24 protein-coding genes are annotated in these 26,123 nt (G+C 69.2%); 6 read left to right on the top strand and 18 right to left on the bottom strand.

Translation table 11 applies throughout. The annotated features are described in order from the left end of the window. Nucleotides 1-11: 11 nt before the first annotated feature. The 4 genes from aroB to ACNJ7K_RS22550 are packed head-to-tail and all read right to left on the bottom strand — an operon-like array spanning nucleotide 12 to nucleotide 3,554. Nucleotides 12-1,121: a 3-dehydroquinate synthase gene (gene aroB / locus ACNJ7K_RS22565; protein ID WP_159418460.1), complete on the bottom strand. Its 1,110-nt coding sequence runs from the start codon at nucleotides 1,119-1,121 to the stop codon at nucleotides 12-14. Further along, nucleotides 1,118-1,684, bottom strand: a complete 567-nt coding sequence (locus ACNJ7K_RS22560; RefSeq protein ID WP_159418461.1) for a shikimate kinase — start codon at nucleotides 1,682-1,684, stop codon at nucleotides 1,118-1,120. The genes aroB and ACNJ7K_RS22560 overlap by 4 nt, the downstream gene beginning before the upstream one ends. A 4-nt stretch (nucleotides 1,685-1,688) precedes the next feature. Next, on the bottom strand, nucleotides 1,689-2,876 hold the full coding sequence (gene aroC / locus ACNJ7K_RS22555) for a chorismate synthase (protein WP_159418462.1): 1,188 nt from the start codon (nucleotides 2,874-2,876) through the stop codon (nucleotides 1,689-1,691). Nucleotides 2,877-2,924: 48 nt separating this feature from the next. Further along, complete coding sequence (locus ACNJ7K_RS22550; RefSeq protein ID WP_159418463.1) at nucleotides 2,925-3,554, bottom strand: prepilin peptidase; 630 nt, start codon at nucleotides 3,552-3,554, stop codon at nucleotides 2,925-2,927. 152 nt (nucleotides 3,555-3,706) lie between these two features. Between ACNJ7K_RS22550 and ACNJ7K_RS22545 the strand changes: the two genes are divergently transcribed. Beyond that, entirely contained in the window at nucleotides 3,707-4,087 is a 381-nt protein-coding gene (locus ACNJ7K_RS22545) for a DUF1622 domain-containing protein (RefSeq protein ID WP_060653210.1), read from the top strand. Here the strand turns inward: ACNJ7K_RS22545 and ACNJ7K_RS22540 are convergent. From ACNJ7K_RS22540 to ACNJ7K_RS22505, 8 genes are all read right to left on the bottom strand, one after another. Then, the gene (locus ACNJ7K_RS22540) at nucleotides 4,080-5,327 is read right to left on the bottom strand and encodes an RNA polymerase sigma factor (RefSeq protein ID WP_230787206.1); all 1,248 of its coding nucleotides are present in this window, start codon (nucleotides 5,325-5,327) and stop codon (nucleotides 4,080-4,082) included. The genes ACNJ7K_RS22545 and ACNJ7K_RS22540 overlap by 8 nt on opposite strands. Before the next feature lie 13 nt (nucleotides 5,328-5,340). Further along, nucleotides 5,341-5,697 (bottom strand): YciI family protein, encoded by a 357-nt coding sequence (locus tag ACNJ7K_RS22535; protein WP_120282408.1) that lies wholly within the window; start codon nucleotides 5,695-5,697, stop codon nucleotides 5,341-5,343. A 147-nt stretch (nucleotides 5,698-5,844) separates the two neighbouring features. Then, a complete protein-coding gene (locus ACNJ7K_RS22530) occupies nucleotides 5,845-6,996 on the bottom strand; it encodes a thiolase family protein (protein WP_230787211.1) in 1,152 nt (383 codons plus the stop codon). A 162-nt stretch (nucleotides 6,997-7,158) separates the two neighbouring features. Further along, entirely contained in the window at nucleotides 7,159-8,013 is an 855-nt protein-coding gene (locus ACNJ7K_RS22525; protein ID WP_159418466.1) for a shikimate dehydrogenase, read from the bottom strand. Further along, nucleotides 8,003-9,889, bottom strand: a complete 1,887-nt coding sequence (locus tag ACNJ7K_RS22520) for an endolytic transglycosylase MltG (RefSeq protein WP_230787212.1) — start codon at nucleotides 9,887-9,889, stop codon at nucleotides 8,003-8,005. Before ACNJ7K_RS22520 ends, ACNJ7K_RS22525 begins: the two co-directional genes overlap by 11 nt. Continuing rightward, complete coding sequence (ruvX, locus tag ACNJ7K_RS22515; RefSeq protein ID WP_026061030.1) at nucleotides 9,886-10,404, bottom strand: Holliday junction resolvase RuvX; 519 nt, start codon at nucleotides 10,402-10,404, stop codon at nucleotides 9,886-9,888. The genes ACNJ7K_RS22520 and ruvX overlap by 4 nt, the downstream gene beginning before the upstream one ends. A gap of 2 nt (nucleotides 10,405-10,406) precedes the next feature. Continuing rightward, on the bottom strand, nucleotides 10,407-13,073 hold the full coding sequence (alaS, locus tag ACNJ7K_RS22510) for an alanine--tRNA ligase (RefSeq protein WP_159418468.1): 2,667 nt from the start codon (nucleotides 13,071-13,073) through the stop codon (nucleotides 10,407-10,409). 138 nt (nucleotides 13,074-13,211) lie between these two features. After that, entirely contained in the window at nucleotides 13,212-14,624 is a 1,413-nt protein-coding gene (locus tag ACNJ7K_RS22505; protein ID WP_159418469.1) for a replication-associated recombination protein A, read from the bottom strand. 95 nt (nucleotides 14,625-14,719) lie between these two features. Here ACNJ7K_RS22505 and ACNJ7K_RS22500 point away from each other — a divergent pair, with 95 nt between their 5' ends. Continuing rightward, nucleotides 14,720-16,357 (top strand): alkaline phosphatase D family protein, encoded by a 1,638-nt coding sequence (locus ACNJ7K_RS22500; RefSeq protein ID WP_487042207.1) that lies wholly within the window; start codon nucleotides 14,720-14,722, stop codon nucleotides 16,355-16,357. Nucleotides 16,358-16,388: 31 nt separating this feature from the next. Here ACNJ7K_RS22500 and ACNJ7K_RS22495 read toward each other — a convergent pair whose 3' ends face one another. The 3 genes from ACNJ7K_RS22495 to aspS all read right to left on the bottom strand — a co-directional run bounded on the left by ACNJ7K_RS22495 (nucleotide 16,389) and on the right by aspS (nucleotide 19,994). Continuing rightward, nucleotides 16,389-17,552, bottom strand: coding sequence for a kinase (locus ACNJ7K_RS22495; protein WP_487042206.1), 1,164 nt, complete (start codon nucleotides 17,550-17,552; stop codon nucleotides 16,389-16,391). A 203-nt stretch (nucleotides 17,553-17,755) separates the two neighbouring features. Then, nucleotides 17,756-18,025 (bottom strand): DUF4235 domain-containing protein, encoded by a 270-nt coding sequence (locus ACNJ7K_RS22490; RefSeq protein WP_487042205.1) that lies wholly within the window; start codon nucleotides 18,023-18,025, stop codon nucleotides 17,756-17,758. A gap of 181 nt (nucleotides 18,026-18,206) precedes the next feature. After that, nucleotides 18,207-19,994, bottom strand: coding sequence for an aspartate--tRNA ligase (gene aspS, locus ACNJ7K_RS22485; protein WP_487042204.1), 1,788 nt, complete (start codon nucleotides 19,992-19,994; stop codon nucleotides 18,207-18,209). A 139-nt stretch (nucleotides 19,995-20,133) separates the two neighbouring features. On the opposite strand from aspS, the gene ypfJ reads away from it, so the two are divergent. Continuing rightward, nucleotides 20,134-21,051 carry a KPN_02809 family neutral zinc metallopeptidase gene (gene ypfJ / locus ACNJ7K_RS22480; RefSeq protein WP_159418472.1) on the top strand — a complete coding sequence of 306 codons (918 nt, stop codon included), beginning with the start codon at nucleotides 20,134-20,136 and terminating at the stop codon, nucleotides 21,049-21,051. Nucleotides 21,052-21,084: 33 nt separating this feature from the next. Here the strand turns inward: ypfJ and ACNJ7K_RS22475 are convergent, their stop codons facing one another. Beyond that, the gene (locus ACNJ7K_RS22475; RefSeq protein WP_006551419.1) at nucleotides 21,085-21,384 is read right to left on the bottom strand and encodes a protease inhibitor I42 family protein; all 300 of its coding nucleotides are present in this window, start codon (nucleotides 21,382-21,384) and stop codon (nucleotides 21,085-21,087) included. A gap of 154 nt (nucleotides 21,385-21,538) precedes the next feature. Between ACNJ7K_RS22475 and ACNJ7K_RS22470 the strand changes: the two genes are divergently transcribed. Both ACNJ7K_RS22470 and ACNJ7K_RS22465 read left to right on the top strand, forming a co-directional pair. Further along, nucleotides 21,539-22,000: a hypothetical protein gene (locus ACNJ7K_RS22470; RefSeq protein WP_254072899.1), complete on the top strand. Its 462-nt coding sequence runs from the start codon at nucleotides 21,539-21,541 to the stop codon at nucleotides 21,998-22,000. A gap of 33 nt (nucleotides 22,001-22,033) precedes the next feature. Next, nucleotides 22,034-22,675 (top strand): nucleoside/nucleotide kinase family protein, encoded by a 642-nt coding sequence (locus tag ACNJ7K_RS22465; protein ID WP_487042203.1) that lies wholly within the window; start codon nucleotides 22,034-22,036, stop codon nucleotides 22,673-22,675. A gap of 19 nt (nucleotides 22,676-22,694) precedes the next feature. Here ACNJ7K_RS22465 and ACNJ7K_RS22460 read toward each other — a convergent pair whose 3' ends face one another. Beyond that, complete coding sequence (locus ACNJ7K_RS22460) at nucleotides 22,695-23,486, bottom strand: SDR family NAD(P)-dependent oxidoreductase (RefSeq protein ID WP_455408846.1); 792 nt, start codon at nucleotides 23,484-23,486, stop codon at nucleotides 22,695-22,697. A 197-nt stretch (nucleotides 23,487-23,683) separates the two neighbouring features. Here ACNJ7K_RS22460 and ACNJ7K_RS22455 point away from each other — a divergent pair, with 197 nt between their 5' ends. Beyond that, nucleotides 23,684-25,417 (top strand): RecQ family ATP-dependent DNA helicase, encoded by a 1,734-nt coding sequence (locus ACNJ7K_RS22455; RefSeq protein WP_487042292.1) that lies wholly within the window; start codon nucleotides 23,684-23,686, stop codon nucleotides 25,415-25,417. Nucleotides 25,418-25,464: 47 nt separating this feature from the next. Here the strand turns inward: ACNJ7K_RS22455 and ACNJ7K_RS22450 are convergent, their stop codons facing one another. Continuing rightward, the gene (locus ACNJ7K_RS22450; protein ID WP_174247043.1) at nucleotides 25,465-25,899 is read right to left on the bottom strand and encodes a DUF4383 domain-containing protein; all 435 of its coding nucleotides are present in this window, start codon (nucleotides 25,897-25,899) and stop codon (nucleotides 25,465-25,467) included. Between the last annotated feature and the right edge of the window lie 224 nt (nucleotides 25,900-26,123).

Here is a 26,123-nt window from a genome sequence, read left to right as displayed (position 1 = left end):
CCAGGCGGCGGTCAGAGCAGTACGGTTCCCGCGTCGGCCTTGCCCTGGCGCGCGACCTCGGAGTAGGCCGCCGCGAGCAGGGTCGGGTCGGGTCCTTCGAGCCTGCCGGGCTTCGCGAGCCCGTCGAGGACGACGAACCGGAGCATGCCGGCGCGGTTCTTCTTGTCGGTCTGCATGCCCTTGAGCAGGTCGGCGAAGGCATCGGGATCGTAGGTGGTGGGCAGGCCCACAGATTCGAGGATCGCGCGGTGCCGGTCGGCGGTGGCGTCGTCGAGACGCCCGGCGAGCCGGCCGAGTTCGGCGGCGAAGACCAGGCCCACCGATACGGCGGCGCCGTGACGCCAGCGGTACCGCTCGCGGCGCTCGATGGCGTGGCCGAGGGTGTGGCCGTAGTTGAGGATCTCGCGCAGGCTCGACTCCTTGAGGTCGGCCGCGACCACCTTCGCCTTGACCTCGACCGATCGACGGATCAGCTCGGGCAGCACCGTCCCGGCGGGATCGAGCGCGGCCTCGGGGTTCGCCTCGATCAGGTCGAGGATCACCGGATCGGCGATGAAGCCGGTCTTGATCACCTCGGCGAGTCCGGCCACGATCTCGTTGCGCGGCACCGTCTCGAGGGTCGCAAGGTCGACGAAGACCGCCGAGGGCTCGTGGAACGAACCGACGAGGTTCTTGCCCGCCTCGGTGTTGATGCCGGTCTTGCCGCCCACCGCGGCGTCGACCATCGCCAGCAGCGTGGTGGGGATGTGGTAGACCCGCACGCCGCGCATCCACGTCGCGGCCACGAATCCTGCGAGGTCGGTGGCGGCACCGCCGCCGAGGCTGATGACGGCGTCCGAACGGGTCAGGCCGATGCGGCCGAGCACCTCCCAGCAGAATCCGGCGACGGCCAGTTCCTTGCCGTCCTCGGCGTCGGGGATCTCGATGCGGTGGGCGTCGATGCCGGTCTCGGCGAGCGCCTCCCGCACGGCCTCGGCCGTCGCGGTGAGCGTCGGCTGGTGGAAGATCGCGACGGTCCGCGTGCCGGACAGTTCTTCGACGACGTCGCCGAGCAGTCCCCGGCCGATGATCACCGGATAGGGCTGGGCGGTCTCGACGTCGATGCGTACCGGTTCGGTCACGGTGTGGGGCTCCGATCCTCGCTGATGGTCTGGCTGGTCGCGGCGTCCGCCGCTTCGAGTTTGGCGAGCACCTGCTGGACGACCCGCCCGGGGCTGCGGCCGTCGGTGCGCACCCGGATGGTCGCCGCCTGGCGGTACAGCGGGCGGCGGCGACGCATGAGGTCGCGGTACTTCTGGGCCGGATCACCGCCGGCCAGCAACGGCCTGGTTCCGGCGGCGCCGACCGCGCCGGTGCGACGCAGTCCTTCCGCCACGCTGATCTCGAGATAGACGACGGTGTGTCCGGCCAGTCGCGCGCGGGTGCGCTCCGAGAGGATCGCTCCCCCACCCAGGGACACCACACCGTCGTGGGTGTCGAGGGCGCGCGCGACGACCTCCTCCTCGATCTCCCGGAAGGCCGGTTCGCCGTCCTGGGAGAAGATCTCGGGGATGGTCCGGCCGGTCACACGCTCGATCTCGGCGTCGGTGTCGAGCAACGGCAGGTCGAGTGCATTCGCGACTCGACGACCGATCGTCGACTTGCCCGCTCCCGGCGGGCCGATGAGTACCACGCGAGGCGACATGAGATCACCGCGGCGGCCGCGCCGCGATGCCCTTCAGGTAGTGGTCGATGTTGCTCACGGTCTCGGCGAGCGAGTCGCCACCGAACTTCTCGAGGGCGGCCTGCGCGACGACGAGGGCGACCATCGCCTCGGCGACGACACCCGCCGCGGGCACCGCGCACACGTCGGAACGCTGGTGGATCGCGACGGCCTCGTCGCCGGTGGTCATGTCGACCGTCGACAGGGCGCGCGGCACGGTCGAGATCGGCTTCATCGCCGCCCGCACGCGCAGGGCCTCACCGTTGGTCATGCCGCCTTCGATGCCACCGGCACGGTTGCTCGAGCGGAGCACACCGTCGGGACCGGGCTTCATCTCGTCGTGGGCGGCGCTGCCGCGTCGGCGCGCGGTCTCGAAGCCGTCGCCGACCTCGACACCCTTGATGGCCTGGATTCCCATGAGGGCCGCGGCCAGTCGCGCGTCGAGGCGATCGGCACCGCTGACGAACGAACCGAGGCCCACGGGCAGCCCGTGCACCACGACCTCGACGATGCCGCCGAGGGTGTCGCCGTCGCGCTTCGCGGCCTCGATCTCGGCGATCATGGATTCCTCGGCGGCCCTGTCGTAGGCGCGCACGGGGCTCGCGTCGATCGCGGCGAGATCGTCGGCACCGGGTTCGGGGCCGACATAGGGATCGGATGCGCCGATGGAGATGACGTGCGAGACGACCTCGGCGCCGAACGCCTGGCGCAGGAAGTTCCGGGCGACGGTGCCGGCCGCCACGCGTGCTGCGGTCTCCCGGGCGCTGGCGCGCTCGAGGACGGGACGCGCGTCGTCGAAGCCGTACTTGAGCATGCCCGCGAAGTCGGCGTGGCCGGGGCGGGGACGGGTCAGCGGCGCGTTGCGCGCCTGGCCTTCGAGCAGTTCGGCATCGACCGGGTCGGCGGCCATGATGGTTTCCCACTTGGGCCATTCGGTGTTGCCGATCTCGATCGCGATCGGGCCGCCCAGGGTGCGTCCGTGCCGGACGCCACCGATCACGGTGACCTTGTCGGCCTCGAACTTCATGCGTGCGCCGCGGCCGTACCCCAGTCGCCGTCGCGCAAGTTGCTCCGAGATGTCGTTCGACGTCACCTCGACTCCGGCGACCATCCCCTCGAGCATCGCGACGAGGGCGGGACCATGGGATTCTCCAGCAGTTATCCAACGCAGCACAGGTCCATCCTTCCATGTTCGTCCGCCGACTCGACATGCCGCCCCTGGTCAACCCGTCGAGATCGCCGCCAGTGCCGCGGCGGCGCACATCGACAGTCCGTGCGGAAGCACGCGCGGAGCGGCATGCGCTTCCCCGCAGCGGGCCTCCCGGAGTCGCAGAATCAGGGCCGCACCTGCGGTGAGGACGGGTGGGAGCAGTGCACCGAGGAGCACCGCCGAGGGGCCGGCGAGTCCGGTGACGGCACCGAGTCCGAGGGCGAGTTTGACGTCGCCCGCACCCACCGATCGCGGTACCGCGAGGTGGGTGATCAACAACGGTGCCGCGAGCAGAAGTGCACCGGCGAACGCCGCCCGGCCGTGCCCCGTCGCCGCGGCCACGCCGAGGATCGTGCCCGCTCCCCCGAGCGTCAGCACGTTCGGCAGACGCCGCACGAGCAGGTCCACGGTGCTCAGGCACACGCACCACCATCCGAACATCGCTGCTCCGACGACCGCGGCGCCCGTGGTGATCGAGACCGCGACGAGTGCGGCTGCCGCGCATGCCGCCTCGCACGAACCCGGGGGCGGCCGACGACCGGCCGTTCTTCCCGCCACCACGCGCACGATCGCTCCCACACCCACGCCGAGGACCACCATCGCGAGCCCACCCACCGTCTCCCCTGCCACGACCCGGAGCATCCCCCGTCCGCACTCGCCGGCAGGGCGTTCGCGCGGTGTCCTGCCCGGTCCTGTGGACAGGCACACCACCTGTGGACAAAGCCGCACGGTGCGGCGATCGTCCTGCGAGGATTGCCGGAGTCTGTCGGTTCCGGTCGGAAGGTTCTGGTCGAATGGAGATTTCGTCGCTGCTCGAACACGTGGGCACGGCCATCGACGTCGTCGGAGTCGGCGTCATGGTGATCGGCGCAGTGGCGGCGACGTGGATCGCGGCGACCGCGCGGCGGCGCGGACCGGGTTCGGAGATCTACGAGCCGTACCGGCGCAATCTCGGCCGGTCGATCCTGCTCGGCCTCGAATTCCTGGTCGCCGCCGACATCATCAAGACCGTCGCCGTCACGCCGACCTTCACGTCGGTGGGTGTGCTGGCGGTCATCGTGCTCATCCGTACCTTCCTGAGCTGGTCGCTGCAGCTGGAGATCGACGGCCGGTGGCCGTGGCAGCGTTCGGTTCCCGAGGCCGAGACGACGACCGGCACGACACCGGCTACCTGAGCGCGTCCCGCAGGTCGTCGCGGCGACGTAGGAGATGTGCGCGTTCGACCGCGTTCTCCGTGCGCGCCGCGGCGGTGGTGTACGCCTCGCTCGCCTCGGTGATCCGGCCGAGGCGGGCGAGCAGGTCGGCCCGGACGGCGTGGAAGACGTGGTACCGCTCGAGGTCGAGGCGGTCGACGAGCCCGAGAGCCGCTGCGGGACCCTCCACTTCGGCGAGTGCGACGGCCCGGTGCAACGCGACGACCGGTGTGGGATCCGCGGCCATCAGCAGGTCGTAGAGCGCGACGATCTGCGCCCAATCGGTGTCCTCGAAGGTGGGCGCGTCGGCGTGCACCGCGGCGATCGCGGCCTGGATCTGGTAGGGCCCCGGCCTGTTCCAGCGCAGGGTGCGCCGCACGAGCGCCTGCCCTTCGTCGATCAGCGCGCGGTCCCACCGCGAGCGGTCCTGGTCTGCGAGCAGGACGAGTTCGCCGCCGCGCCCTGTCCGCGCGGCGCGTCGGGATTCGCCGAGGAGCATCAGGGCGAGAAGTCCCGTGGTCTCGGGATCGTCGGGAACGAGCCCTGCCAGCAAGCGGGCCAGCCGCACCGCCTCCGAACACAGATCCGTGTCGGCGAGTTCGGGTCCGGTGCTCGCCGTGTGGCCCTCCGTGTACACGAGATAGAGCACGGACCGCACCGCGTCGAGGCGTTCGGGAAACTCGTCCGGGGACGGGATGCGAAACGGGATGCGCGCGTCGCGGATCTTTCGTTTGGCGCGGGAGATCCGTTGCCCCATCGTCGTTTCCGGCACGAGGAAGGCCCGGGCGATCTGCGTGGTGGTGAGCCCGCCGAGCAGGCGCAATGTCAGCGCGACTCGTGCCTGAGGCGCAAGCGCCGGGTGACAACAGGTGAAGATCAGACGGAGGCGGTCGTCAGGGATCTCGGGCGAGACGACCGCCTCGGGGTCGACCGCGACGCCGGATGTCGGGTGGAGCAGGTCCGCCTCGGCGTGCTTGACCGATCGTGCGGCCTCCCGTCGTGCCCTGTCGATCGCCCGGCGACGGGCGGTGGTGATGATCCATCCGGCCGGGCTCGGTGGGATGCCTTCCCCGGGCCATCGTTCGACGGCGGTCGAGAAGGCGTCCTGCACCGCGTCCTCGGCGACGTCGATGTCGCCGAGGACGCGGGTGAGCACGGCGACCGCGCGGCCGTACTCCTCACGGAAGATGCGACCGATGTCGGCGGTGGACGGCCCGGTCATCGAGGTACGCAGGTCATCCGGCGCAGGATCCGAACTCCAGGGGCCGCACCTCGATGGGCAGTGTGGTGGCATCGGCGAGACCGCGCGCCCACTTCAGCGCCTCGTCGAGGTCGGGCACGTCGATGACGTCGAAGCCACCGAGATGCTCCTTGCCCTCGATGTACGGACCGTCGGTCGTCACCGTGCGCCCCTCGTCCGTGCGCACGACCGTCGCCGTGTCCGGCGGGTGCAGGCCGCCGGAGAACACCCAGATCCCTGCCTCCCGGATCTCGTTCTGCCACGCCGCGACCTTCTTCATGATCGGGTCGAGGAACTCCGGTGACGGCGGTTCACCGTCGGGCTGGTAGATGCTCAGCAGGTACTGCGCCATGTCGGGGTCCTTCCCCTCGGCGGCCGGCGGTTCCGGCCTCTCACCCTCTACACGAACGGTAGGGCGCCGATTCGACACCTGCGCGGAGAAATCCGCTGCCCACCCGCTCAGGTATCGCGGGTGGACAGCGGACGGTGTCGGGTGCGGCTACTGCGCGACGAGTTCGAGGATGGTGGCGTTGGCCTGGCCGCCGCCTTCGCACATGGTCTGCAGGCCGTAGCGGAGGTTGTTGCGGCGCATGTGGAAGATCATGTCAGTGAGGATGCGGGCGCCGGAACCCCCGAGCGGGTGACCGAGGGCGATCGCACCACCGTTGGGGTTGAGCTTGTCCTCGGGTGCGCCGATCTCCTTCTGCCAGGCCATGGGCACCGGAGCGAACGCCTCGTTGACCTCGAAGACGCCGATGTCGTCGACGGACAGGCCGGACTTCGCGAGTGCCTTCTCCGTCGCCGGGATGGGTGCGGTGAGCATGATGACCGGGTCGGAGCCGGTCACGACGGCGGTGTGGATCTTCGCGAGCGGAGTCAGGCCGTGCTTCACGGCGGCCTCCTCGCTCATGATCAGCAGTGCGGCGGATCCGTCGGAGATCTGCGAGGAGTTCCCGGCGTGGATGACACCGTCCTCCTTGAAGACGGTCTTCAGGCCGGCGAGCTTCTCGACGGTGGTGCCGCGGCGGATGCCCTCGTCCTGCGAGACGACGGTTCCGTCCGGGGTGGTGACCGGCACGATCTGGTCGGCGAACAGTCCGGCGTCCTGGGCGGCGGCGGCCCGTTCGTGCGAGCGCGCGGAGAAGGCGTCCACGTCGGTGCGGCTCAGGCCCCACTTCTCGGCGATCATCTCGGCGCCGATGCCCTGGTTCGGCCGCGCCCCGTCGTACCGCTCGAGGAAGGCCTCGGGGTAGGGCGACCCGCCCACGGAGGTCGAGGTGCCCATGGGCACCCGCGACATCACCTCGACGCCACCGGCGACGACGACGTCGTAGTGTCCCGCTTCGACGCTCGCGATCGCGAAGTTCAGCGCCTGCTGGCTCGAGCCGCACTGCCGGTCGATGGTCACGCCGGGCACGGACTCCGGCCAGCCCGCTGTGAGCACCGCGGTGCGGGCGATGTCGATGGCCTGCTCGCCGGCCTGCTGCACGCAACCCCAGATGACGTCCTCGACGACCTCCGGATCGATGCCGGCGCGCTCGACCAGCGCGTTCAGCACGACGGCGGACAGTTGTGCCGGGTGCACGCCGGACAGGCCGCCGTTCCTCCTGCCGACAGGTGTGCGCACGGCCTGGACGATCACTGCACTCATGTTTGCTCCTTCTCGACCCGCAGGCGACAGCGGTGACAGCCGTCACGGCCGTCGGACGGGTCCGACACTACTTCGCGAACGGGCCGGAAAGTGCTCGCGGACCATTCTCGTTCGGTATCGGACCCCTCACCCGTATCTATGGATCGAGGAGCGTGCGGGATCTCAGGCCGGGTGCGGAGAATTCAGGTCGAGCCCGACGGCACGCGCCATCTCCGCGCGCGGGGCGGGCAAACCCGTGAACTGCTCGACCTGCCCGAAGGCCTGGTTGAGCAGCATGTGCAGACCGCTGACGACGCGGACGCCGCGTACCTCGGCCGCTGTCGCCAGCGGCGTGGGCCAGGGGTCGTAGATCGCATCGAGGATGCGCGGGGCCTGTGCGAGAGCCTCCGCGTACGGGGCTGCTGCGGGTGCGGGCACGGTGCTCACGAGCGCACCGGCCTCGGCGCAGACCCGGCCGAGTTCGGGGGCGTCGAACGACAGCCATCGGGCCTCGATGTCGTCGTCGAGACAATCGAACGTCGCGCGGGCCTTCTCCTCGGACCGCGCAACCACGGTCACCGAGCGCACACCGAGGTCGGTGAGACCCACGAGCGCCGGTCGGGCGGTGCCACCCGAGCCCACGACGACCGCCGACGCGCCGGACAGATCGCCGACGCCGACCGAACGCAGTGCTCCGGACACGCCGTCGACGTCGGTGCAGTCGGCGCGCCACCCGCTCTCGATGCGGACGAGGGTGTTGGCCGATCCGATCCTGACGGCCCGCTCGGTGCGTTCGGTGGCGAACTCGAGTGCCGCGAACTTGCCGGGCATCGTGACGGACAGACCCACCCATTCCTCACCGAGTGAGGACACGAGTCCCGGCAGCTGCTCACCGGTGCATTCGATGCGTTCGTAGGTCCACTCGGTCAGCCCGAGTGCCCGGTACGCCGCGAGATGCAACAGGGGCGACTTCGAGTGCGCGATGGGTTTCCCGAGGACCGCGGCCCTCCGGACACCCCCGTTCGGATCAGCGGCCACTGTCGAGGATCCCGCTCGCGAGTGCCAGTTCGGTGTTCTGCAGGTGCTCCTCGTAGGAATTCGCGAAGAGCGTGGTGCCCTTGTCGTCGATCGTCACGAAGTAGATCCATTCCCCCGGTTCCGGGTTCTCCATCGCCTGCAGCGCACCGATGCTCGGTGACGAGATGGGCGTCGCCGGCAGACCGACCATGGCATACGTGTTCCAGGGGGTCACCCGCGCGCGGTCGGCGTCGGTGGTCGCGAGTTCGGTCTCGTCGAGCTCGTAGTTGACGGTCGAGTCGAACTGGAGCATCTGGTCGATCTCGAGGCGGTTGAGGATCACGCGGGCGACCTTCGCGAAATCCTGTGGCAGGGCCTCGCGTTCGACGAGCGATGCGGAGATGAGCATCTCGTACGGGGTCAGGCCCACGCGTGCGGCCGCGTCGGTGATCCCCGTCGCGTCGTAGCTGGCAGCACTTTCCGACACGAGGCGGGCGAGGATCTCGACGGGTTCGGCCGTCGGATCGAAATCCCAGCTGCCCGCGGCGATGAGGCCTTCGAGCTGTCGCCTGCGGTCGGGTACATTCGCGACCGCGTCGCGCGCCCATTCCGGAACGCCGAGCGCCTGCAGGTCCGGGGTGGCACCGGCCGCGTCGAGTTCCTCGTAGGTGACGCAGTTCTCCGCGGCCGGATCGCCGTGGCAGCTCGCCTCGGCGATGAGTGTGTAGATGCCCTTGCGGACGGCACCGGTGTTGACGTCGCGGATGTCGTGGAGCTGACGCCCCTCGGAGATCACGAGCGCACCGACCCGGCTGGCCGGGTCGACGAGGGCGGCGACGGCGTCGACAGCCGGGATGTTGGTGGCCACCTGGTAGAAGCCGGGCTGCAGCGAATTCATCCCCGAGTTCTGCACGGCCGCTTCGTAGAAGGCAGCGGAACTCGCGACGACACCCTTGTCGACGAACTCGCTGCCGATCTCTCCGGCGGTCTCGCCGGGGTTGACCTGGACGACGACGGCCGGTCCGGGAGGTCCGGTGAAGTCCGGCGGAAGATCGGTGCCGAGGAACCGGTCGTAGGCGAGATAACCGCCACCCACGACGACGAGCAGGAGCACCGCGGCGGCGAGCGCGCCCACGACACGTCCGCGCTTCTTGCGCCCGCTCGCCTTCGGATTGCGGCGTGCGGCGCGTTCCGAACCGTCGACCGCGAGGGGGACCGCACGCTGCTCGGCGGTGACCTCCTCCGCTGCGACCGCGTCGGCGGCGGAGTCGTCGTCGCGGTAGGCGTCACGGTTCGCGTCGCGTGCGGCGTAGGAGTATCCGCCCGGGTACTCGTCGTCGAGATGTCCACCCTCGGGGTGATCGGCCGGAGCGTGTCCGGGATCGGCGCCGGTGGATCCGTCGTGCTCGTACCCGGATCCTGCGTAACCTCCGTCGCCGTAGCCCTGCTCGGTATAGCCCTGCTCGGTATAGCCCTGCTCGACGTACCCCTGATGTTCCTCGGCGTACCCCTGCTCGCCGTAACCCTGTTCGGGGTGACGGGGCGGCGGGCCGTCGAATACACCCGGTCCGAAGTTCAGGACCGTGGTCTCGTGATCGTCCGGATCGGGTCGACGGGCCTCCGGGTGCCCACCCGGGACGCTCTCGTACGCACCACCGCCGTACGGATCACGGCCGTGGGAGTCGTTGCCGTACGGATCGTCGTACCGGTACCGCGGGTCGGATCGATACGGATCCTCGGATCCGGTGCGATAGGGATCCTCGGATCCGGTGCGATAGGGATCCTCGGATCCGGTGCGATCCACTGGAGGTTCCGTGTACCCACCGGCGTAAGGATCCGCGAACAGATCCTGCCGCGCGTTCTCCGAATGGTCGTCGTGTCGTCCGTGCCGGCTCACCGGCTGCCCCCTGCGTCACGCCCCGACTCGTTCACTACCGAACTCCGCTCGTCCAACCAACCCTGCAAGATGGCCACGGCGGCAGCCTGGTCGATGACCGGCCGCGCACCTCGCGCACTCACCCCGCTCTCGCGGAGGGCGCGCGCCGCAGTGACCGTCGTGAAACGTTCGTCGGCCAGGCGCACGGGAACATCGGGTAGGGCACGGCGAAGTCGACGCGCGAAGTCGCTCGCCAGTTTCGCAGCCTTGCCGGGCTCACCGCGCAGTGTCTGCGGCAGCCCGACGATAACCTCAACAGCCTCGTATTCCCTAACGATCTCGACGATGCGCCGGATATCGGGTGCGTCGGGTCCGCGTTCCTTGGACCGCGGCACCGTCTCGACCGGGGTGGCGAGGATCCCGTCGGGGTCGCTGGAGGCGACCCCGATCCGGACGCTGCCGACGTCGACTGCGATGCGGCGACCACGGCCGGGATCGTCCACTCCGGGACGATCGGGGCGCGGCGGTTCGGCCACGCTCAGCCGGCCAGCTCGCTCAGACGGGCACGGAAGGCATCGAGTGCGGCCGGGATACCGGCCGGATCCGACCCTGCGCCCTGAGCCATGTCGGGCTTGCCGCCACCGCGACCACCGATCGCGGGACCGAAGCTCGCGACGAGGTCGCCTGCCTTGATGCCCTTCTCCTGCGCGGCCTTGGTGGTGGCCACGACGAAAGGCACCTTGCCGCCGGCGTTGCCGAGCAGCAGCACCACGGCGGGCTCGGTGCCGAGCCGCCCACGGACGTCGGACGCCAGCGTGCGCAGGTCGTTGCCGGCGACACCCTCCGGTGCTGCCTCGGCCACGACGAGCACGTCGCCGACGCGCTGCGCCTTGCCCGCGTACGTTCCGGCTGCGGCGGCGACGTTCGCGGCGCGGGTCTTCTCGAGCTCCTTCTCCGCGGCCTTGAGCCGGTCGAGCAAGGCCTCGACACGTCCGGGCACCTCCTCGGAGGGAACCCTCAGGGTCGAGGACAGGCCCGCGAGCAGCGCGCGTTCCTTCGCCAGGTGGCGGTAGGAGTCGAGACCGACGTACGCCTCGACGCGGCGGATGCCGGAACCGACGGACTGCTCACCGAGGAGGGTGACGGTGCCGACGTGCGAGGAGTGCTGCACGTGCGTGCCGCCGCACAGCTCCATCGAGAACGGGCCACCGATCTCGACGACGCGGACCTCGTCGCCGTAGTTCTCGCCGAACAGGGCCATCGCACCCATCTTCTTGGCCTTGTCGAGGTCGGTGACGAAGGTGTTGACGGGGTAGTTCGCCGCGACGGCCTCGTTGGTGACGGCCTCGATGTCCTGCTTCTGCTGCTCGGACAGGGCGCCGGGCCACGAGAAGTCGAAGCGCAGGTAGCCGGGCTTGTTGAGCGAACCGGCCTGCACGGCGTTGGGGCCGAGCACCTCGCGCAACGCGGCGTGGACCAGGTGGGTGCCGGAATGACCCTGGGTTGCGCCCTTGCGCCACTCGGGATCGACCTGCACGAGGACGGCGTCGCCTTCGACGACCTGACCCTCGAGCACCGTGACCTTGTGCGTCCACAGCTGCTTGGCGATCTTCTGGACGTCGTCGACCTTGATCTTCAGGCCGGGGCCGGTGATGGTGCCGATGTCGGCGATCTGGCCGCCGGACTCCGCGTAGAGGGGGCTGCGGTCGAGGATCAGCTCGACCTGCTGGCCCGCGCTCGCCGCGTGCAGGCGCTCGCCACCGGTGATGACGGCGAGCACGTGCGCCTCGGTCACCAGCTCGCTGAAGCCGGTGAACTCCGTCGGACCACGGTCGAGGAGTTCCTTGTAGACGGTCAGGTCGGCGTGGGCGTGCTTGCGGGCGCGGGCGTCGTCCTTGGCGCGCTGGCGCTGCTCGGCCATGAGCGACCGGAAGCCTTCCTCGTCGACGGTCAGGCCCGCCTCGGCCGCCATCTCGAGGGTGAGGTCGATCGGGAACCCGTAGGTGTCGTGGAGGGTGAACGCCTCGGTGCCGCCGAGCACATTCCTACCCTGCGACTTCACGGTTTCGACGGCGCCTTCGAACAGCTTGCTGCCGGTACCGAGGGTCTTGAGGAAGGCCGTCTCCTCGCCCACCGCGACGGTCTCGATGCGCGAGAAGTCGGTGTCGAGTTCGGGATAGGACGGGGCCATGGTGTCGCGCACGACCGCCATGAACTCGCGCATGGTGGGCTTGTCGGCGCCGAGCAGACGCGCCGAGCGCACGATGCGGCGGAGCAGGCGGCGCAGCACGTAGCCGCGGCCGTCGTTGCCGGGGTTGACGCCGTCGACGATGAGCATCGCCGCGGTGCGGGCGTGGTCGGCGATGACGCGGAAGCGCACGTCGTCGTCGTGTTTCGCGCCGTAGACGGCGCCGGTGAGTTCGGCGGCCTTGTCGATGACGGGGCGCAGCAGGTCGGTCTCGTAGACGTTCTCGACGCCCTGGAGCAGGAAGGCGACGCGCTCGACACCCATGCCGGTGTCGATGTTCTTCTTCGGCAGCGGGCCGAGGATCGGGTAGTCGTCCTTGGCACCGCCCTCACCGCGCTCGTTCTGCATGAACACGAGATTCCAGATCTCGATGTAGCGGTCCTCGTCGGCCTCGGGGCCGCCTTCGACGCCGTAGTCGGGGCCGCGGTCGTAGAAGATCTCGGAGCACGGGCCGCACGGGCCGGGGATGCCCATCGACCAGTAGTTGTCCTTCATGCCGCGACGCTGGATGCGCTCCTCGGGCACGCCGACCTTGTCGCGCCAGATCGAGAACGCTTCGTCGTCGTCGAGATAGACCGTCGCCCACAGCTTCTCGGGGTCGATTCCGTAGCCGCCGTCCTCGACGGAGCCGGTGAGCAGCGACCACGCGAAGGTGATGGCCTCTTCCTTGAAGTAGTCGCCGAACGAGAAGTTGCCGGCCATCTGGAAGAAGGTGTTGTGGCGGGTGGTCTTGCCGACCTCCTCGATGTCGAGGGTGCGCACACACTTCTGCACCGACGTGGCGCGGGTGTAGGGCGGGGTCTGCTGCCCGAGGAAGTAGGGCACGAAGGGGACCATGCCGGCGTTGACGAACAGCAGGTTGGGATCGGCGAGGATCAGCGACGCGCTGGGCACCTCGGTGTGTCCCGCCTTCACGAAGTGATCGAGAAAGCGCCTGCGGATCTCGTGGGTCTGCACGTCGATGGTCCTTTGTGGTCTGGCGATGGTGTGAACTACCCGGGACGGGCGGTCGATCCTGTCGATCGGCCGTTCTTCAGCTTATCGCGCCGCCGAAAGTGGCCTCGGTACGGCGCCGTGAGTACTCGGCGGACGACGTCACCGCTCACCGCGCACGATGCGGCGCAGCTTGGGCAGGCGGGCCGACAGCTCCCGTTCCACACCGCGACCGGTCGGCTCGTAGTAGTCGACGCCGACCAGCTCGTCCGGGGCGTACTGCTGCGCGAGCACGCCGTCGGGGTGCGCGTGCGGGAACTTGTAGCCGATCGCGTTGCCGAGCTTCTGCGCGCCCTGGTAATGACCGTCGCGCAGGTGAGCGGGTACCGGCCCGGCCTTACCGGCCTTCACGTCGGCGATCGCGGCGCCGAGGGCTGCGGTGACCGAACCCGATTTGGGGGCGGTGGCGATGTGGATGGTGGCCTGGGCGAGCGCGAGCTGGGCTTCGGGCATCCCGACCTGCTGCACGACCTGCGCTGCGGCGACCGCCGTCTGCAGAGCGGTGGGATCGGCCATGCCCACCTCCTCGCTGGCCTGGATCATGAGGCGGCGGGCGATGAAGCGCGGGTCCTCCCCCGCGACGATCATCCGTGCCAGATAGTGCAGTGCCGCGTCGACGTCGGAGCCGCGCAGCGACTTGATGAAGGCGCTCGCGACGTCGAAGTGCTGATCGCCGTCGCGGTCGTAACGGACGGCGGCCTCGTCGATACTCGACTCCACGGTCGCGAGGTCGATGACGGCCGCGTCGCCACCGGAGACGGCGAGCGCGGTGTCGGCGGAGGCCTCCAGCGCCGTCAGGGCACGGCGGGCGTCGCCGCCGGCGAGCCGGACGAGGTGGTCGAGGGCGTCGTCGTCGATCTCGACCGCACCGGCGAGTCCACGGGCGTCGGTGCGCGCACGTTCGAGCAGTGCCCGGATGTCGTCGGGCCCGAGCGGCTGCAGTTGCAGCACCAGCGAGCGGGACAGCAGCGGGGCGACCACGGAGAACGACGGATTCTCGGTCGTCGCGGCGACGAGCAGCACGATGCGGTTCTCGACGGCGGCGAGCAGCGCGTCCTGCTGGGTCTTGGAGAAGCGGTGGACCTCGTCGATGAACAGCACGGTCTGTTCGCCGTGGGTGAGGCGCCGGCGTGCCAGATCGATGACGGCACGCACGTCCTTGACGCCCGCAGACAGGGCGGACAGCGCTTCGAACCGGCGTCCGGTGGCTCCGGAGATCAGTGAGGCCAGGGTCGTCTTCCCGGTACCGGGCGGACCGTAGAGCACCACGGAGGCCGCACCCGATCCCTCGACGAGCCGCCGCAACGGCGCCCCCGGTTCGAGCAGGTGCTGTTGCCCGACCACCTCGTCGAGACTCGCCGGTCGCATGCGCGCAGCGAGCGGCGCGTTCGCCCCGCCGGCCGCGACGGGTTGCCGGCGGACCTGCGGTTCGCCCTCGGGTTCCGGTTCGCGTGGCGCCTCGAACAGGGCGTCCGGTTCGGCAGACGGGTCGTTCGCCCCGAAAAGATCACTCACGCATCCGACGCTACAAGCTCGCGCCGACGCCCGATCGGCGGCGGTGTTCGTCGTTCGCATGGACGGATGACCGACCGTGTGGTCGGATCTTGGTCGTGCCCACGACACCGACCGCCGATCATGTGTCCCGCCGCGCCGTGCTCCGGTCGTCGATTCTCGCCGCCGGTGTTGCGGCCTTCGCCTCGACCTCGCAGCACGCGCAGGCATCTCCCGCCGTCTTCGCGCACGGCGTGGCATCGGGAGATCCGTTGCCCGACGCGGTGATCCTGTGGACGCGGGTGACACCCTCGCCGGAGGCGACGCCCGGCTCGGGTGCGGGACCGGACGTCCCGGTCACCTGGGAACTCGCCCGCAGCAGCAGCTTCGACGCCGTGGTCGCGAGTGGGACGGTGACGGCGAGTTCCGTCTCCGACCACACGGTCAAGGTCGACGCCCGCGGGCTCACACCGGGCACGACCTACTTCTATCGATTCCGCGCCGGCGGTGCCGTCTCCCCGACCGGCAGGACGTTCACCGCGCCCTCGCACGATGCTGCGGTCGCACACCTGCGCTTCGGGGTCGTGTCGTGCGCCGATTGGGAGGGCGGCTTCTTCTCCTCCTACCGCCACCTGGCCGCACGCGACGATCTCGACGCCGTGGTGCACCTCGGCGACTATCTGTACGAGTACGCGGCCGGGAAGTTCCCCGTCGCCGGTGGCCGGGGCGTCCGGACGCACGAGCCCGCCCACGAGATCGTGAGTCTCGCCGACTACCGGATCCGGCACGCGCAGTACAAGACCGATCCGAACCTGCAGGCGTTGCACGCGAAGGTGCCGTGGATCGTGATCTGGGACGACCACGAGTCGGCGAACAACGCCTGGGCGGGCGGGGCGGAGAATCACGATCCCCTCGTCGAGGGCGACTGGGCGTCCCGCAAGGCCGCATCGGTGCAGGCCTACGACGAGTGGATGCCGGTTCGCCCGAACGGCGGACGGCTCTACCGGCGCCTGCGGTACGGACAGCTCGCCGAACTGTCGATGCTGGATCTGCGGAGTTATCGCTCCGAGCAGGTCCTCGGAGCCGGACGGCAGGTCGACGATCCGGGTCGCACGATGACCGGACGGGACCAGATGGAGTGGCTCACCGCCGGCCTGGCGAGCTCCCCCACCCGGTGGCAGTTGATCGGCAATTCGGTGATGTTCTCGCCGATCGTGTTGCCGCCCCTCGATCCGCGGACCACCGGAGCACTGACCGAACTCGTCGGAGTGCCGGCCGGAGGTCTGCCCTTCAACGCCGACCAGTGGGACGGTTACACCGCCGACCGTCGACGGTTGATCGACACCATCACGGCGGCGGGACTGCGCAACGTCGTCTTCCTCACGGGCGACATCCACACCTCGTGGGCGATGGACGTCCCGGTGGACGCCGCCGACTACCCGGGTGCCGGCACCGTCGCCACGGAGTTCGTGGTTCCGTCGGTGACGTCGGCGAACATCGACGAGTTGCTCGGTGTGCCCCCGCGGAGCCTGTCTCCCGCGCTGGAGGCGACGGCGACCGCGACCAACCGGCACGTGCGGTTCGTCGAACTCGATTCGCACGGTTACGGGGTACTCGACGTGACTCCAGACGCGACGCAGATGGAGTGGTTCTTCATCGGCGAGCGCACGGATCCGAACGCGGCCGCGCGCCGCGTCGCGGGATACCGGGTGGCCGACGGCGCGACGAAGATCGAGCCCGCCGCTCCGCTGGCGTAGACGCCGGTCGGCGCCTGCCCGATCGACCGCTCTAACCGGCGGCGCGGTCCTCGAGGTGAGCGAGCACGTCGCGGGCGTGCGCGGCGACGTCGTCGTGGCCTGTCGCGGTGGCGAACTCGGCGAGCAGCGACCAGCGGGCGCGGAGCGCCGGGATGCGCGGCACAGACAGTCCGTGTTCGCGTACCGAGGCGATCCGCGCATGGTCCTCGGGCAGGAACAGGTGCGTGCTCAGCCAGATGCATGCGAGCAGGGCGTCGAGCAGCCGCTCCTCGAGTACCTCGTCGTAGGCCAGCTGCGGCCACATGGCGACGACCTCGGCGCGCCACGCGTCGGCCATCGCACGGATGCGATCGACGGACAGCGGCACCGAGCACAGGCACAGCGGGAAGGAGCTGAGTGCGTACGCGATGTCGAGGGTCGCGTCGCGGAAGCCGCCCCATTCGTAGTCGAGGAATTGCACACCCTCGTCGCCGACCACGATGTTGTCGGGGCACAGGTCGGACGGGCTGAAGGCCCGGAAACGCCCGCCGGTGAACAGTTTGGACGCCCGCTCGGCACGCTCGCGCACCGACTCGGGCACCGACAGGCCGAAGTCGGCCTCGAGGAGTTCGGGCACACCCCGCACGGCATCGAGGGCCTGCTGGGACACGGCGTCGGCGACCCGCGCGACATCGGCGCGCCGCAGCAGCGCCGCGAAGTCCTCCTCGCGACCGACGGTCGCCGCATGCATGCGTCCGAGTGCCTGGGCCAGGGCCATCAGGGTGTTCCCCGCGGCCTCGGAACTGTTGCGGAGCACCTCCGACAGAGTGGTCGCGTCGCCGAGGTCGCTGAGCACCAGCAGGCGGGCGTCGAAGTCGTAGGCGAGCAGCTCGGCGCCCGGACGGTGATCCTTCGCAAGGGCCGTCGTGAACTGGTAGGAGACCGCCTCACGGAGGAAGGCGACCTGCTCGTCCGTCTCGGAACCACGGAAGTCGACGTGACCTGTACCGCGCGAGGGCGGCACCTGCTTGAGGACCAGGGTGCGCGGGAGCGAGAACGGATTGGCGGCCACTCGTACCCGTACGACCACCGAACGTCCACTGCCTCCGAGATCCACGGGATCGGTCAGGGTCACCGTGGCGCCGGTACGGCGGGTGAGCAGCGCTTCGGCGGCGTGAACCACCTCGGACACGGGGTCTGCCAATGTTGCGGTCATCACTGCCCAATCTACAGGTTCTCGGTCACGACGAGGTCCTCCACAATGCTCGGATCGAGCAGGACCTTCTTCACCCGTGCCCGGCCCACCAGGTCGCTTTTGTCTGCTTTGCGAGGGAAAATCGCTGTTCATCCGGGCGTGTCCCCGTTCCCGCTCCGGCCGCTCCGCGCCTGGGCGCCGATCACGATCGGGACACGTCACGATCATTCCGGTGAAACGTGTGTCACCTTCTGAAAACCACGGGCGGTGCCACGATCCACCGCAGCCTTCACGACACCGAAGATCAGACCCTGAAGGGCGGCCGCGATCAGCACGTCCCGGGTGCGCTGCGACAGATCCTGAGGTTCGGGCCGTTCGTCACTGCCGTCGACCTTCTTCCACACCTGGTTGAAGACGGCTCCGGCGAGGATGCCACCTCCCACACTGGCTGCGAGAGCGAGCGGCTTGTAGAAGATCACGCGTGCGTCGGCCATGGATACCTCCTCGATCCGTCGCCCCCGTTGGCGCCGGACCGACGGAATACCCGGGCTCGATCCTCACAAACCTCATCGAGCCCACGAACCTCACCCGGGAACACCGCCGGACGGCACACACGACGGCGCGGTGCCTCCGTCCGGAGACGGGCGACACCGCGCCATCGACAGCTACGGGGGATCAGGCCGTGTCGGCGCCCTCGGTCTCGGGTTCGGGCACGAAGTCGATGCCCGTCTCCTTGCGCTGCTCCGGCGTGATCGGGCCGGGAGCATCGGTCAGCGGATCGACACCGCCACCGGACTTGGGGAACGCGATGACCTCGCGGATCGAGTCCACCCCGGCGAGCAGCGCGGTGATGCGGTCCCAGCCGAAGGCGATGCCACCGTGCGGGGGCGCGCCGTACTTGAACGCCTCGAGCAGGAAGCCGAACTTCTCGTTCGCCTCCTCCTCCGAGATGCCCATCACCTTGAACACCCGCTCCTGGATGTCGGGGCGGTGGATACGGATCGAGCCGCCACCGATCTCGTTGCCGTTGCAGACGATGTCGTAGGCGTACGCCAGCGCCGAACCCGGATCGGTGTCGAAGGTGTCGATGTACTCGGGCTTGGGTGAGGTGAACGCGTGGTGCACCGCGGTCCACGCCGAATGACCGAGGGCCACATCGCCGCTCGCGGTCGCATCGGCCGCCGGCTCGAACAGCGGGGCGTCGACCACCCACACGAACGCCCATGCGTTCGGATCGATCAGATCGAGCTTGCGGGCGATCTCGTCGCGGGCGGCGCCGAGCAGTGCGCGCATCTGCTTGGTGGGACCGGCGGCGAAGAAGATGCAGTCGCCGGGGTTCGCGCCCACATGCGCAGCGAGACCCTCGCGCTCGGTGTCGGTGAGGTTCTTGGCGACCGGACCGCTCAACGTGCCGTCCTCACCGACGAGCACGTAGGCGAGACCCTTGGCACCGCGCTGCTTGGCCCACTCCTGCCATGCGTCGAGCTGACGACGCGGCTGGCTCGCGCCACCGGGCATGACGACGGCACCGACGTACTCGGCCTGGAAGACGCGGAAGGTGGTGTCCTTGAAGAACTCCTTGCACTCCACGAGTTCGATGCCGAAACGCAGATCCGGCTTGTCGGTGCCGAAACGGCGCATGGCCTCGGCGTAGGTCATCCGCGGGATCGGGGTCTCGAGTTCGTAGCCCACCAGGCGCCACAGCGCGTGCAGCACCTCCTCGGCGAGGAGGATCACGTCGTCCTGGTTGACGAACGCCATCTCGATGTCGAGCTGGGTGAACTCGGGCTGACGGTCGGCGCGGAAGTCCTCGTCGCGGTAGCAGCGGGCGATCTGGTAGTAGCGCTCGATGCCGCCGACCATGAGCAGCTGCTTGAACAGCTGCGGGGACTGCGGCAGAGCGTAGAAGTTGCCGGGCTGCAGGCGGGCCGGCACCAGGAAGTCGCGCGCGCCCTCCGGCGTGGAGCGGGTGAGGGTCGGGGTCTCGACCTCCACGAACTCGTGGTGGGCGAGCACCGCGCGGGCCGCGGCGTTGACCTTGCTGCGCAGACGGATGGTCTTGCCGGGCTTCTCGCGACGCAGATCCAGGTAGCGGTACTTCAGGCGCGCTTCCTCACCGACCTGGTCGTCGAGCTGGAACGGCAGCGGGGCGGCCTCGTTGAGAACCACGAGCTCGGAGGCGTCGACCTCGATCGCGCCCGTCGGGATCTCGAAGTTCTGGTTGCCCTCGGGGCGGACCTCCACCTTGCCGGTGATCCGGACGCAGTACTCCGCGCGGAGCCGGTGCGCCTGCTCGAGGACGCCGGCGCTGCGGAAGACCACCTGCGAGACACCCGAGGCGTCGCGCAGGTCGATGAAGATGACCCCGCCGTGATCGCGTCGCCGGGCAACCCAACCGGTGAGGGTGACTGTCTGCTCGGCGTGCTCGGCTCGCAACGAGCCGGCGAGATGGGTGCGCAGCACGGAATTCCTTTCGAAACGATCAGCGACGGGTTCGTCGGCTGTAATCCTACGAAAGACACGATCGGCCCGAGCGCACCCGTACCGAATAGTTCGTGCCAAGCTTGTCCGAATCCGACGAACACGGGAGAAAGCGACGGCGATGACGTTCAGAGAAGGTGCACGCATGGATGCGGGCCGTGTCCGTACCGGCGGCGGTGGCCGCGGCGGGAAGCTCGCTCTGGGAGGCGGGGCCGGTGGCCTGATCGTCATCATCCTGGCGTTGCTGTTCGGCGGCGATCCGTCCTCGCTGCTCGGCTCGGGAGTGCCCGACACCTCCGCCGATCCGCAGGCCGAGAGTGCACTCGAACAGTGCGAGATCGGTGGCAGCGCCGCGAACGAGAACGTCGACTGCCGGGTGCTCTACACCGTCGGGTCGCTCGACTCGGTGTGGGAGCAGCAGTTCGCGACCCAGACCGGGGTGGCCTACGTGCAGCCGGAGGTCGAGATCTTCACGTCGGCCACGTCGACGGGTTGCGGCAACGCCACCAGCGACATCGGGCCGTTCTACTGCCCGGCGGATCAGACCGCCTACTTCGACACCAGCTTCTTCGACGAACTAGAGACCCGGTTCGGCGCCAGCGGCGGTCCGCTCGCGCAGGAATACGTCGTCGCGCACGAGTTCGGGCACCACCTGCAGAACCAGCTCGGCGATCTCGGTCGCGCACAGGCCGACCCGCGCGGCCCCGAATCCGGCGCCGTCCGTACCGAACTGCAGGCCGACTGCTACGCCGGGGTGTGGGCCTACCACGCCGACAAGCTGCCCGAGCCGACCACCGGAGAGCCCTTCCTCGTGCCGCTCACCGACACCGACATCCGCGACGCGCTGTCGGCCGCATCGGCCGTCGGCGACGACCGGATCCAGCGGGCCGCCACCGGTCGGGTGAACCCGGAGGGATGGACTCACGGGTCGTCCGAGCAGCGTCAGGCCTGGTTCCTGGCCGGATACCGCACCGGCCGGGTCGACGCGTGCGACACCTACTCGGCGCGCGATCTCGACAACCCGCCCGCCCTGCGCTGAGCCCCGCACCGCAGGGCGAGCGCCGGGACGCCGTCACGCGACGGTGACGGTCATGTTCGCGCGGTCGGCGACCAGGTCGGCATGCTTCCGCATGCGCAGCGAGATGGGCCAGGTACCGGCGCGGCGCGCCTTGAAACAGAAGACCCGCTCGCCGGTCCCTCCCGGCAACGGGTTCTTCGACGGCAGGAATCGGATGTCGCGAAGGACGAGTCCCTCTCCGACCCTCGACGTCGACCAGCAGTAGTCCCGGGAGGTGTTCTCGGGAAGGTGCAGCTCGATCGTGTCCCCGACACCGACCGTGACATCCTTCGGACCAGTGGCGATGTGCTTCATGACCTCAGGATAGCCCGTGAATGTGATTTTCCTCACTCTCGCGGCGACGGCGCTCGCACACCCGCCGTGACCGCGATGTGTGATGGGACACAAAACGGGGCATTCGTTCTGCATGCACGAAGAACGAGCCGGAATCACACGCAGCGACGCGGTGATGGGAGGACGCCTTCTCGCTCTCGCACACGAGAACGGCTACAGCGAACTGACCGAAGAGGTCGCGGCGCTGGTGTCGAGCGCCGGTTCGGACTCGCCGTCACAGATCACTCCCCCGCTCTACGGGGGCGTGCTGAGGTGGACGGTTTCGACGATCGCCGACGTCGTCGTCGACAAGATCGGCCCGCAGGTGCGCGGCGACGAGAGCTTCGAACTGACCATCCGGACCGAGAGCGGCCGTCACGTCCGGCCGGAGGAACTCCCGCAGCCGGAGAGCACGGTGATGAAAGCGGTCGTCGACGCGCTCGCCGGCGACTCGGTCGCGGCCCGCAGCGACCTCGACGAAGTGGTCTTCGCGATGGACTGGGCGTCGCAGATGGAAGCGTTGGTCGAGGCGGTGCTCTGGCTCGACCGGCTTCTCGACACACCGGTACCGGACGGGAACGACACACCGCCCTGGTGACCCCCACACGCGGAAGGGCGTGAACGGCGAGCGATGCCCGCCTTCACTCCCCTGACCCCCGAGATACTCACGGCCTCCGTCGCCGATCGCGCCGAGGCGCTCACCGGAAGTGTGTGCATCGCCGTGAGCGCACCGGACGCGGCAGACCCGGTGGAATTCGCACAGCGTGTCGCGACGGAACTGAGAACGCGGGGCCGCGCAGCGGACGTCGTCGATCTCCACGATTTCGTCCGGCCCGCATCGCTCCGGCTCGAGCACGGACGGACCGATCCGTACAGCTACCGCCACGACTGGTTCGACTACGCCGCGGTCGACCGGGAGGTGCTGCGCGCGGTACGCGAACATCGACGATGGCTTCCGCGGCTGTGGGACGAACGCACCGACCGTTCGGCGCGCGAGCGCCCGCGGCGAGCGGCGGAGGACCAGATCCTCGTCGTCGCCGGCCCCATGCTTCTCGGCCGTGGTCTCGACTTCGATGTCACCGTCGTCCTGACGATGTCCCGGGGCGCGCTCGAAAGGCGCACACGCCCCGAGGATCACTGGACGATCGACGCGGTGCTCGAACATGACGCGGTGCTCGAACATGCAATGCTCGACCATTCAGGAGCGGACGCGGACGTCCTGGTGCGCTACGACCACCCCACCCGCCCGGCAGTGCGGACGCGATCCGACTGAGCGGTCCTGCCGTCGCGGATCATCGCCCCGATCGAGGTTTGGCCAGGACCCGGTGAACGGCCGAGGTCACCGCGTCGGGCGCCACCGTTCCGAAGACTGCCATGGATTTCGCGAGCACGGAGCCGGGCACCGCGTTCGCCTCGCCGCGCATCAGAGCGGCATAACCGTCGCGCGCGACGTGCGCGGGATCGTCCTTGGGCGCCTTCCCGAGGATCGTGTCGAGCATCCCGGCACGTGCGAAGAAGTGGGTGTCGGTGGCTCCGGGCAGCATCGCGGTGAGCGTGACCCCGCTGCCGTCGAGTTCCTTGCGGACGCCGTCGGTGAAGGACTGCACGAAGGCCTTGGACGCGTTGTACACGGCCTGGTAGGGGCCGGGCATCTTCGACACCACCGACGAGGTGACGAGCATTCGGCCCGAGCCCACCCGCAGCATGTCGTTCAGCAGCAGATGCGCCAAATGCACCGTCGAGCGCACGTTGACGTCGACGACCGAGAGGACATCCTCGAGCTCTGCGTCGACGAACGCTCCGCCGATCCCGACACCGGCGTTGAGCGCAGCCGCCGCCGGGACGCGACCTCCGGCCGTCGCGGCCTCGTGGACCGCCCGGACCCCTTCCGGAGTCCTCAGATCCGCGTGGACCGACACCACCTCCGCACCGGACGTCCGCAGGTCTGCGGCGACCTCGTCCAGAGCATCCGATCTCGCCGCGAGCACGAGGTCGTATCCGTCGGCCGCGAACAGGACCGCCAGTTCCCGGCCTATGCCTCGCGATGCTCCGGTCACCAGAGCGAGAGGTCGAGCGTCGTTCATATCTCCTCCTCGGCACGTATGGCACGCGGGTACCCACACCGCTCGGGGTCGACACGGCACCGGGATCTCACGACTGTTCCGGCTCCGGGTGCGCAACCGTTTGGGGCGGGCACGTCCTCGGGTATGCGGAGGGCACCCTGCGCTCGCACCTTCACGCGCAGTCCCTTCCGAATTCTGGAGTCCACTTGCAGCACAAGATGTATCGGTCGTCGTCCGACAAAGCATCGGAGAATGCACGCGAGGAACTCTGCGTCGCCGCGCAGAAGGTGTTCGGCTGGGACACGCTGCGTCCCGAACAGCTGGACGCGATGGTTCCGCTGCTGGGCGGACGCGACGTCCTCGCCGTGATGGCCACCGGCTCCGGGAAGTCCGCGATCTATCAGGTGCCCTCACTGCTGCTACCGGGGGTGACGGTCGTCGTCTCCCCCTTGATCGCGCTCCAGAACGATCAGATCGCCGGTCTGGACCACTCGGAGGCACCCGAGGCGGTCGCGATCAATTCGCGCCAGCGCGAGTCGGAGAACGAGGCGAACTGGCAGGCCGTGCTCGAACACGACGCCGACTACGTCTTCCTCGCTCCCGAGCAGCTCGCCAAGGACGAGGTCCTGGAGCGCCTGAGAAGCGTGGAGGTCTCGCTCCTCGTCGTCGACGAAGCGCACTGTGTCGCCATGTGGGGCCACGACTTCAGGCCTGAATATCTACGCCTGGGAGACGTGGCCGAGGCCCTGGGCCGGCCACCCGTCGTCGCGCTCACCGCCACCGCCTCACCCCCGGTCCGCGAGGACATCGTCGAGGCGTTGCGCATGCGGGATCCGCTCGTCGTCGCCGGTGGTTTCGACCGGCCGAATCTCGACATCGAGGTGCGCAGGCACACCGACGACGGCGAGAAGCGACGCGCCGTCGTCGAGGCCGTGGCGTCCCTGCCCGGGCCCGGCATCCTGTACGCCGCGACCCGCAAGGACACCGAGCGGTACTCCGAGGCCCTGCGTGAACGTGGTATCGACGCGTGCCCCTATCACGCCGGGATGCGCGCGGCCGAGCGCGAGGACGTCCACCTCGGATTCCTCGACGGCCGCTGTGATGTCGTGGTGGCGACCTCCGCCTTCGGCATGGGCATCGACAAGCCGGACGTGCGTTTCGTCGTGCACGCCTCGGTACCGGACTCGGTCGATTCCTACTACCAGCAGATCGGGCGCGCCGGACGCGACGGCGAACCGGCCACCGTCCTGATGTTCTACCGCCCCGAGGATCTGTCGCTCGCGACCTTCTTCACCACCCACAACCCCGACGAGGAGTTGATCGGCCGGGTGTTCTCGGCGGTCCGCTCCTCGTCGCCGATGAGACTCGGACGGCTGCGTACCGAGCTCGACGTGCGGGGGCGGAGACTGGCCAACGCGGTGAACCTGCTCGAACGGTGCGGAGCTCTCGTCTCCGGCCGGCGTGGACTCTCCGCCGCCGACATCCCCCGGCGGAAGGCGGTCGAGCGCGCACGCGAGACGGCCGCGTCGGGCGAACGACTGGACCGATCGCGGGTCGAGATGATGCGCGGCTACGCCGAGACTCGCGGTTGCCGCCGCCGGTTCCTGCTCGGCTACTTCGGCGAGACGCTGTCCGACCCCTGCGGCCGGTGCGACACCTGCCGGGACGGCGCGTCCGACGAGGTCGCGACGGTGTCCGTGCTTCCGGGCGCCGATACTGCCCAGGTGGACTGCGAGACGTCGGTGTTCGCCCCGAACACGCATGTCGTTCATACCGAGTGGGGACCGGGAGTGGTGATGACCTGCGAGCACGATCGCGTCACCGTCCTGTTCGACAGCGAGGGTTATCGGACACTGTCGCTCGACGCGGTCGCCGAGTCGGGGGTGCTGAAGGCCGACGACCCCGCACCGGCAGAGCCTGTACCTGCGCATGCCGAAGAACCCGTGGCGTGAGGGGCCACGGGTTCTCGGATCCCGTCATCACGACGGGTGGGTACGGGTCAGGAGCGAACCGTGCCGGGGGTGGTCCGTGTGCGTGTGAGGAGCACACCGAGCGCGATCATGCCCACGCCCAGGACGAAGTGCAGCCAGTCGTCCGCGGAGTTCACCGGCACGAAGTTGGCGCCACTGTCCTTGTCGATGATCAGGCCGTAGATCCAGAGCACCAGGTAGATCGCACCGCCGATGAGGAGGAAACTGCGGGCGGTTGTCACGGCCCGGGCCGCAGCGAGCCCCAGGACACCGAACAACAGGTGCACGATGTTGTGCAGGATGGAGACCTGGAAGATCCCCAGGAGCATGGCCTCGGAATGATGGCCTGCGCCCGAGAGCTGGTCGTAGTCCGACGTGACCCCCGGGATGAAGCCGAGGATGCCCACCAGGAGGAAGACAGCGCCCACCACGAGCGCCGCAGTCTGCACCGGCGTTGCCGTCATCGAGCCACGGCCGGGGCTTGGGGTTCGAGATGTCATGTTTCGCGTCCTCTCACCGAACGTCCGTTTGGGTTGAGTGGTCCGAATTACACCCCCCGGTTAGCCGTGACCGAACGAACCCAAACGTCGGTTTCCGTGTTCGAGGACGGAGGTCGAGAACGGCGAGCGAGGGCGGGTGCGGTACTTCACCCCCTGGCCGGACGGACACGACCGTGTCCGGACACGAC

It is taken from the genome of Rhodococcus shunpengi (assembly GCF_048381395.1).
Lineage (GTDB): Bacteria > Actinomycetota > Actinomycetes > Mycobacteriales > Mycobacteriaceae > Rhodococcus.
Note: the sequence above shows the minus strand (reverse complement) of the source record. Positions and strands in the feature narration are given on the sequence as shown.

Coding starts and splice junctions, on each gene's coding strand:
- ACNJ7K_RS22560 (WP_159418461.1), bottom strand. CDS start 1,684: ATGTCGCCTCGCGTGGTACTCATCGGCCCGCCGGGAGCGGGCAAGTCG.
- ACNJ7K_RS22550 (WP_159418463.1), bottom strand. CDS start 3,554: ATGCTCCGGGTCGTGGCAGGGGAGACGGTGGGTGGGCTCGCGATGGTG.
- ACNJ7K_RS22545 (WP_060653210.1), top strand. CDS start 3,707: ATGGAGATTTCGTCGCTGCTCGAACACGTGGGCACGGCCATCGACGTC.
- ACNJ7K_RS22540 (WP_230787206.1), bottom strand. CDS start 5,327: ATGACCGGGCCGTCCACCGCCGACATCGGTCGCATCTTCCGTGAGGAG.
- ACNJ7K_RS22535 (WP_120282408.1), bottom strand. CDS start 5,697: ATGGCGCAGTACCTGCTGAGCATCTACCAGCCCGACGGTGAACCGCCG.
- ACNJ7K_RS22530 (WP_230787211.1), bottom strand. CDS start 6,996: ATGAGTGCAGTGATCGTCCAGGCCGTGCGCACACCTGTCGGCAGGAGG.
- ACNJ7K_RS22495 (WP_487042206.1), bottom strand. CDS start 17,552: ATGACCGCAACATTGGCAGACCCCGTGTCCGAGGTGGTTCACGCCGCC.
- ACNJ7K_RS22490 (WP_487042205.1), bottom strand. CDS start 18,025: ATGGCCGACGCACGCGTGATCTTCTACAAGCCGCTCGCTCTCGCAGCC.
- ypfJ (WP_159418472.1), top strand. CDS start 20,134: ATGACGTTCAGAGAAGGTGCACGCATGGATGCGGGCCGTGTCCGTACC.
- ACNJ7K_RS22475 (WP_006551419.1), bottom strand. CDS start 21,384: ATGAAGCACATCGCCACTGGTCCGAAGGATGTCACGGTCGGTGTCGGG.
- ACNJ7K_RS22470 (WP_254072899.1), top strand. CDS start 21,539: ATGGGAGGACGCCTTCTCGCTCTCGCACACGAGAACGGCTACAGCGAA.
- ACNJ7K_RS22465 (WP_487042203.1), top strand. CDS start 22,034: ATGCCCGCCTTCACTCCCCTGACCCCCGAGATACTCACGGCCTCCGTC.
- ACNJ7K_RS22460 (WP_455408846.1), bottom strand. CDS start 23,486: ATGAACGACGCTCGACCTCTCGCTCTGGTGACCGGAGCATCGCGAGGC.
- ACNJ7K_RS22455 (WP_487042292.1), top strand. CDS start 23,684: ATGTATCGGTCGTCGTCCGACAAAGCATCGGAGAATGCACGCGAGGAA.
- ACNJ7K_RS22450 (WP_174247043.1), bottom strand. CDS start 25,899: ATGACGGCAACGCCGGTGCAGACTGCGGCGCTCGTGGTGGGCGCTGTC.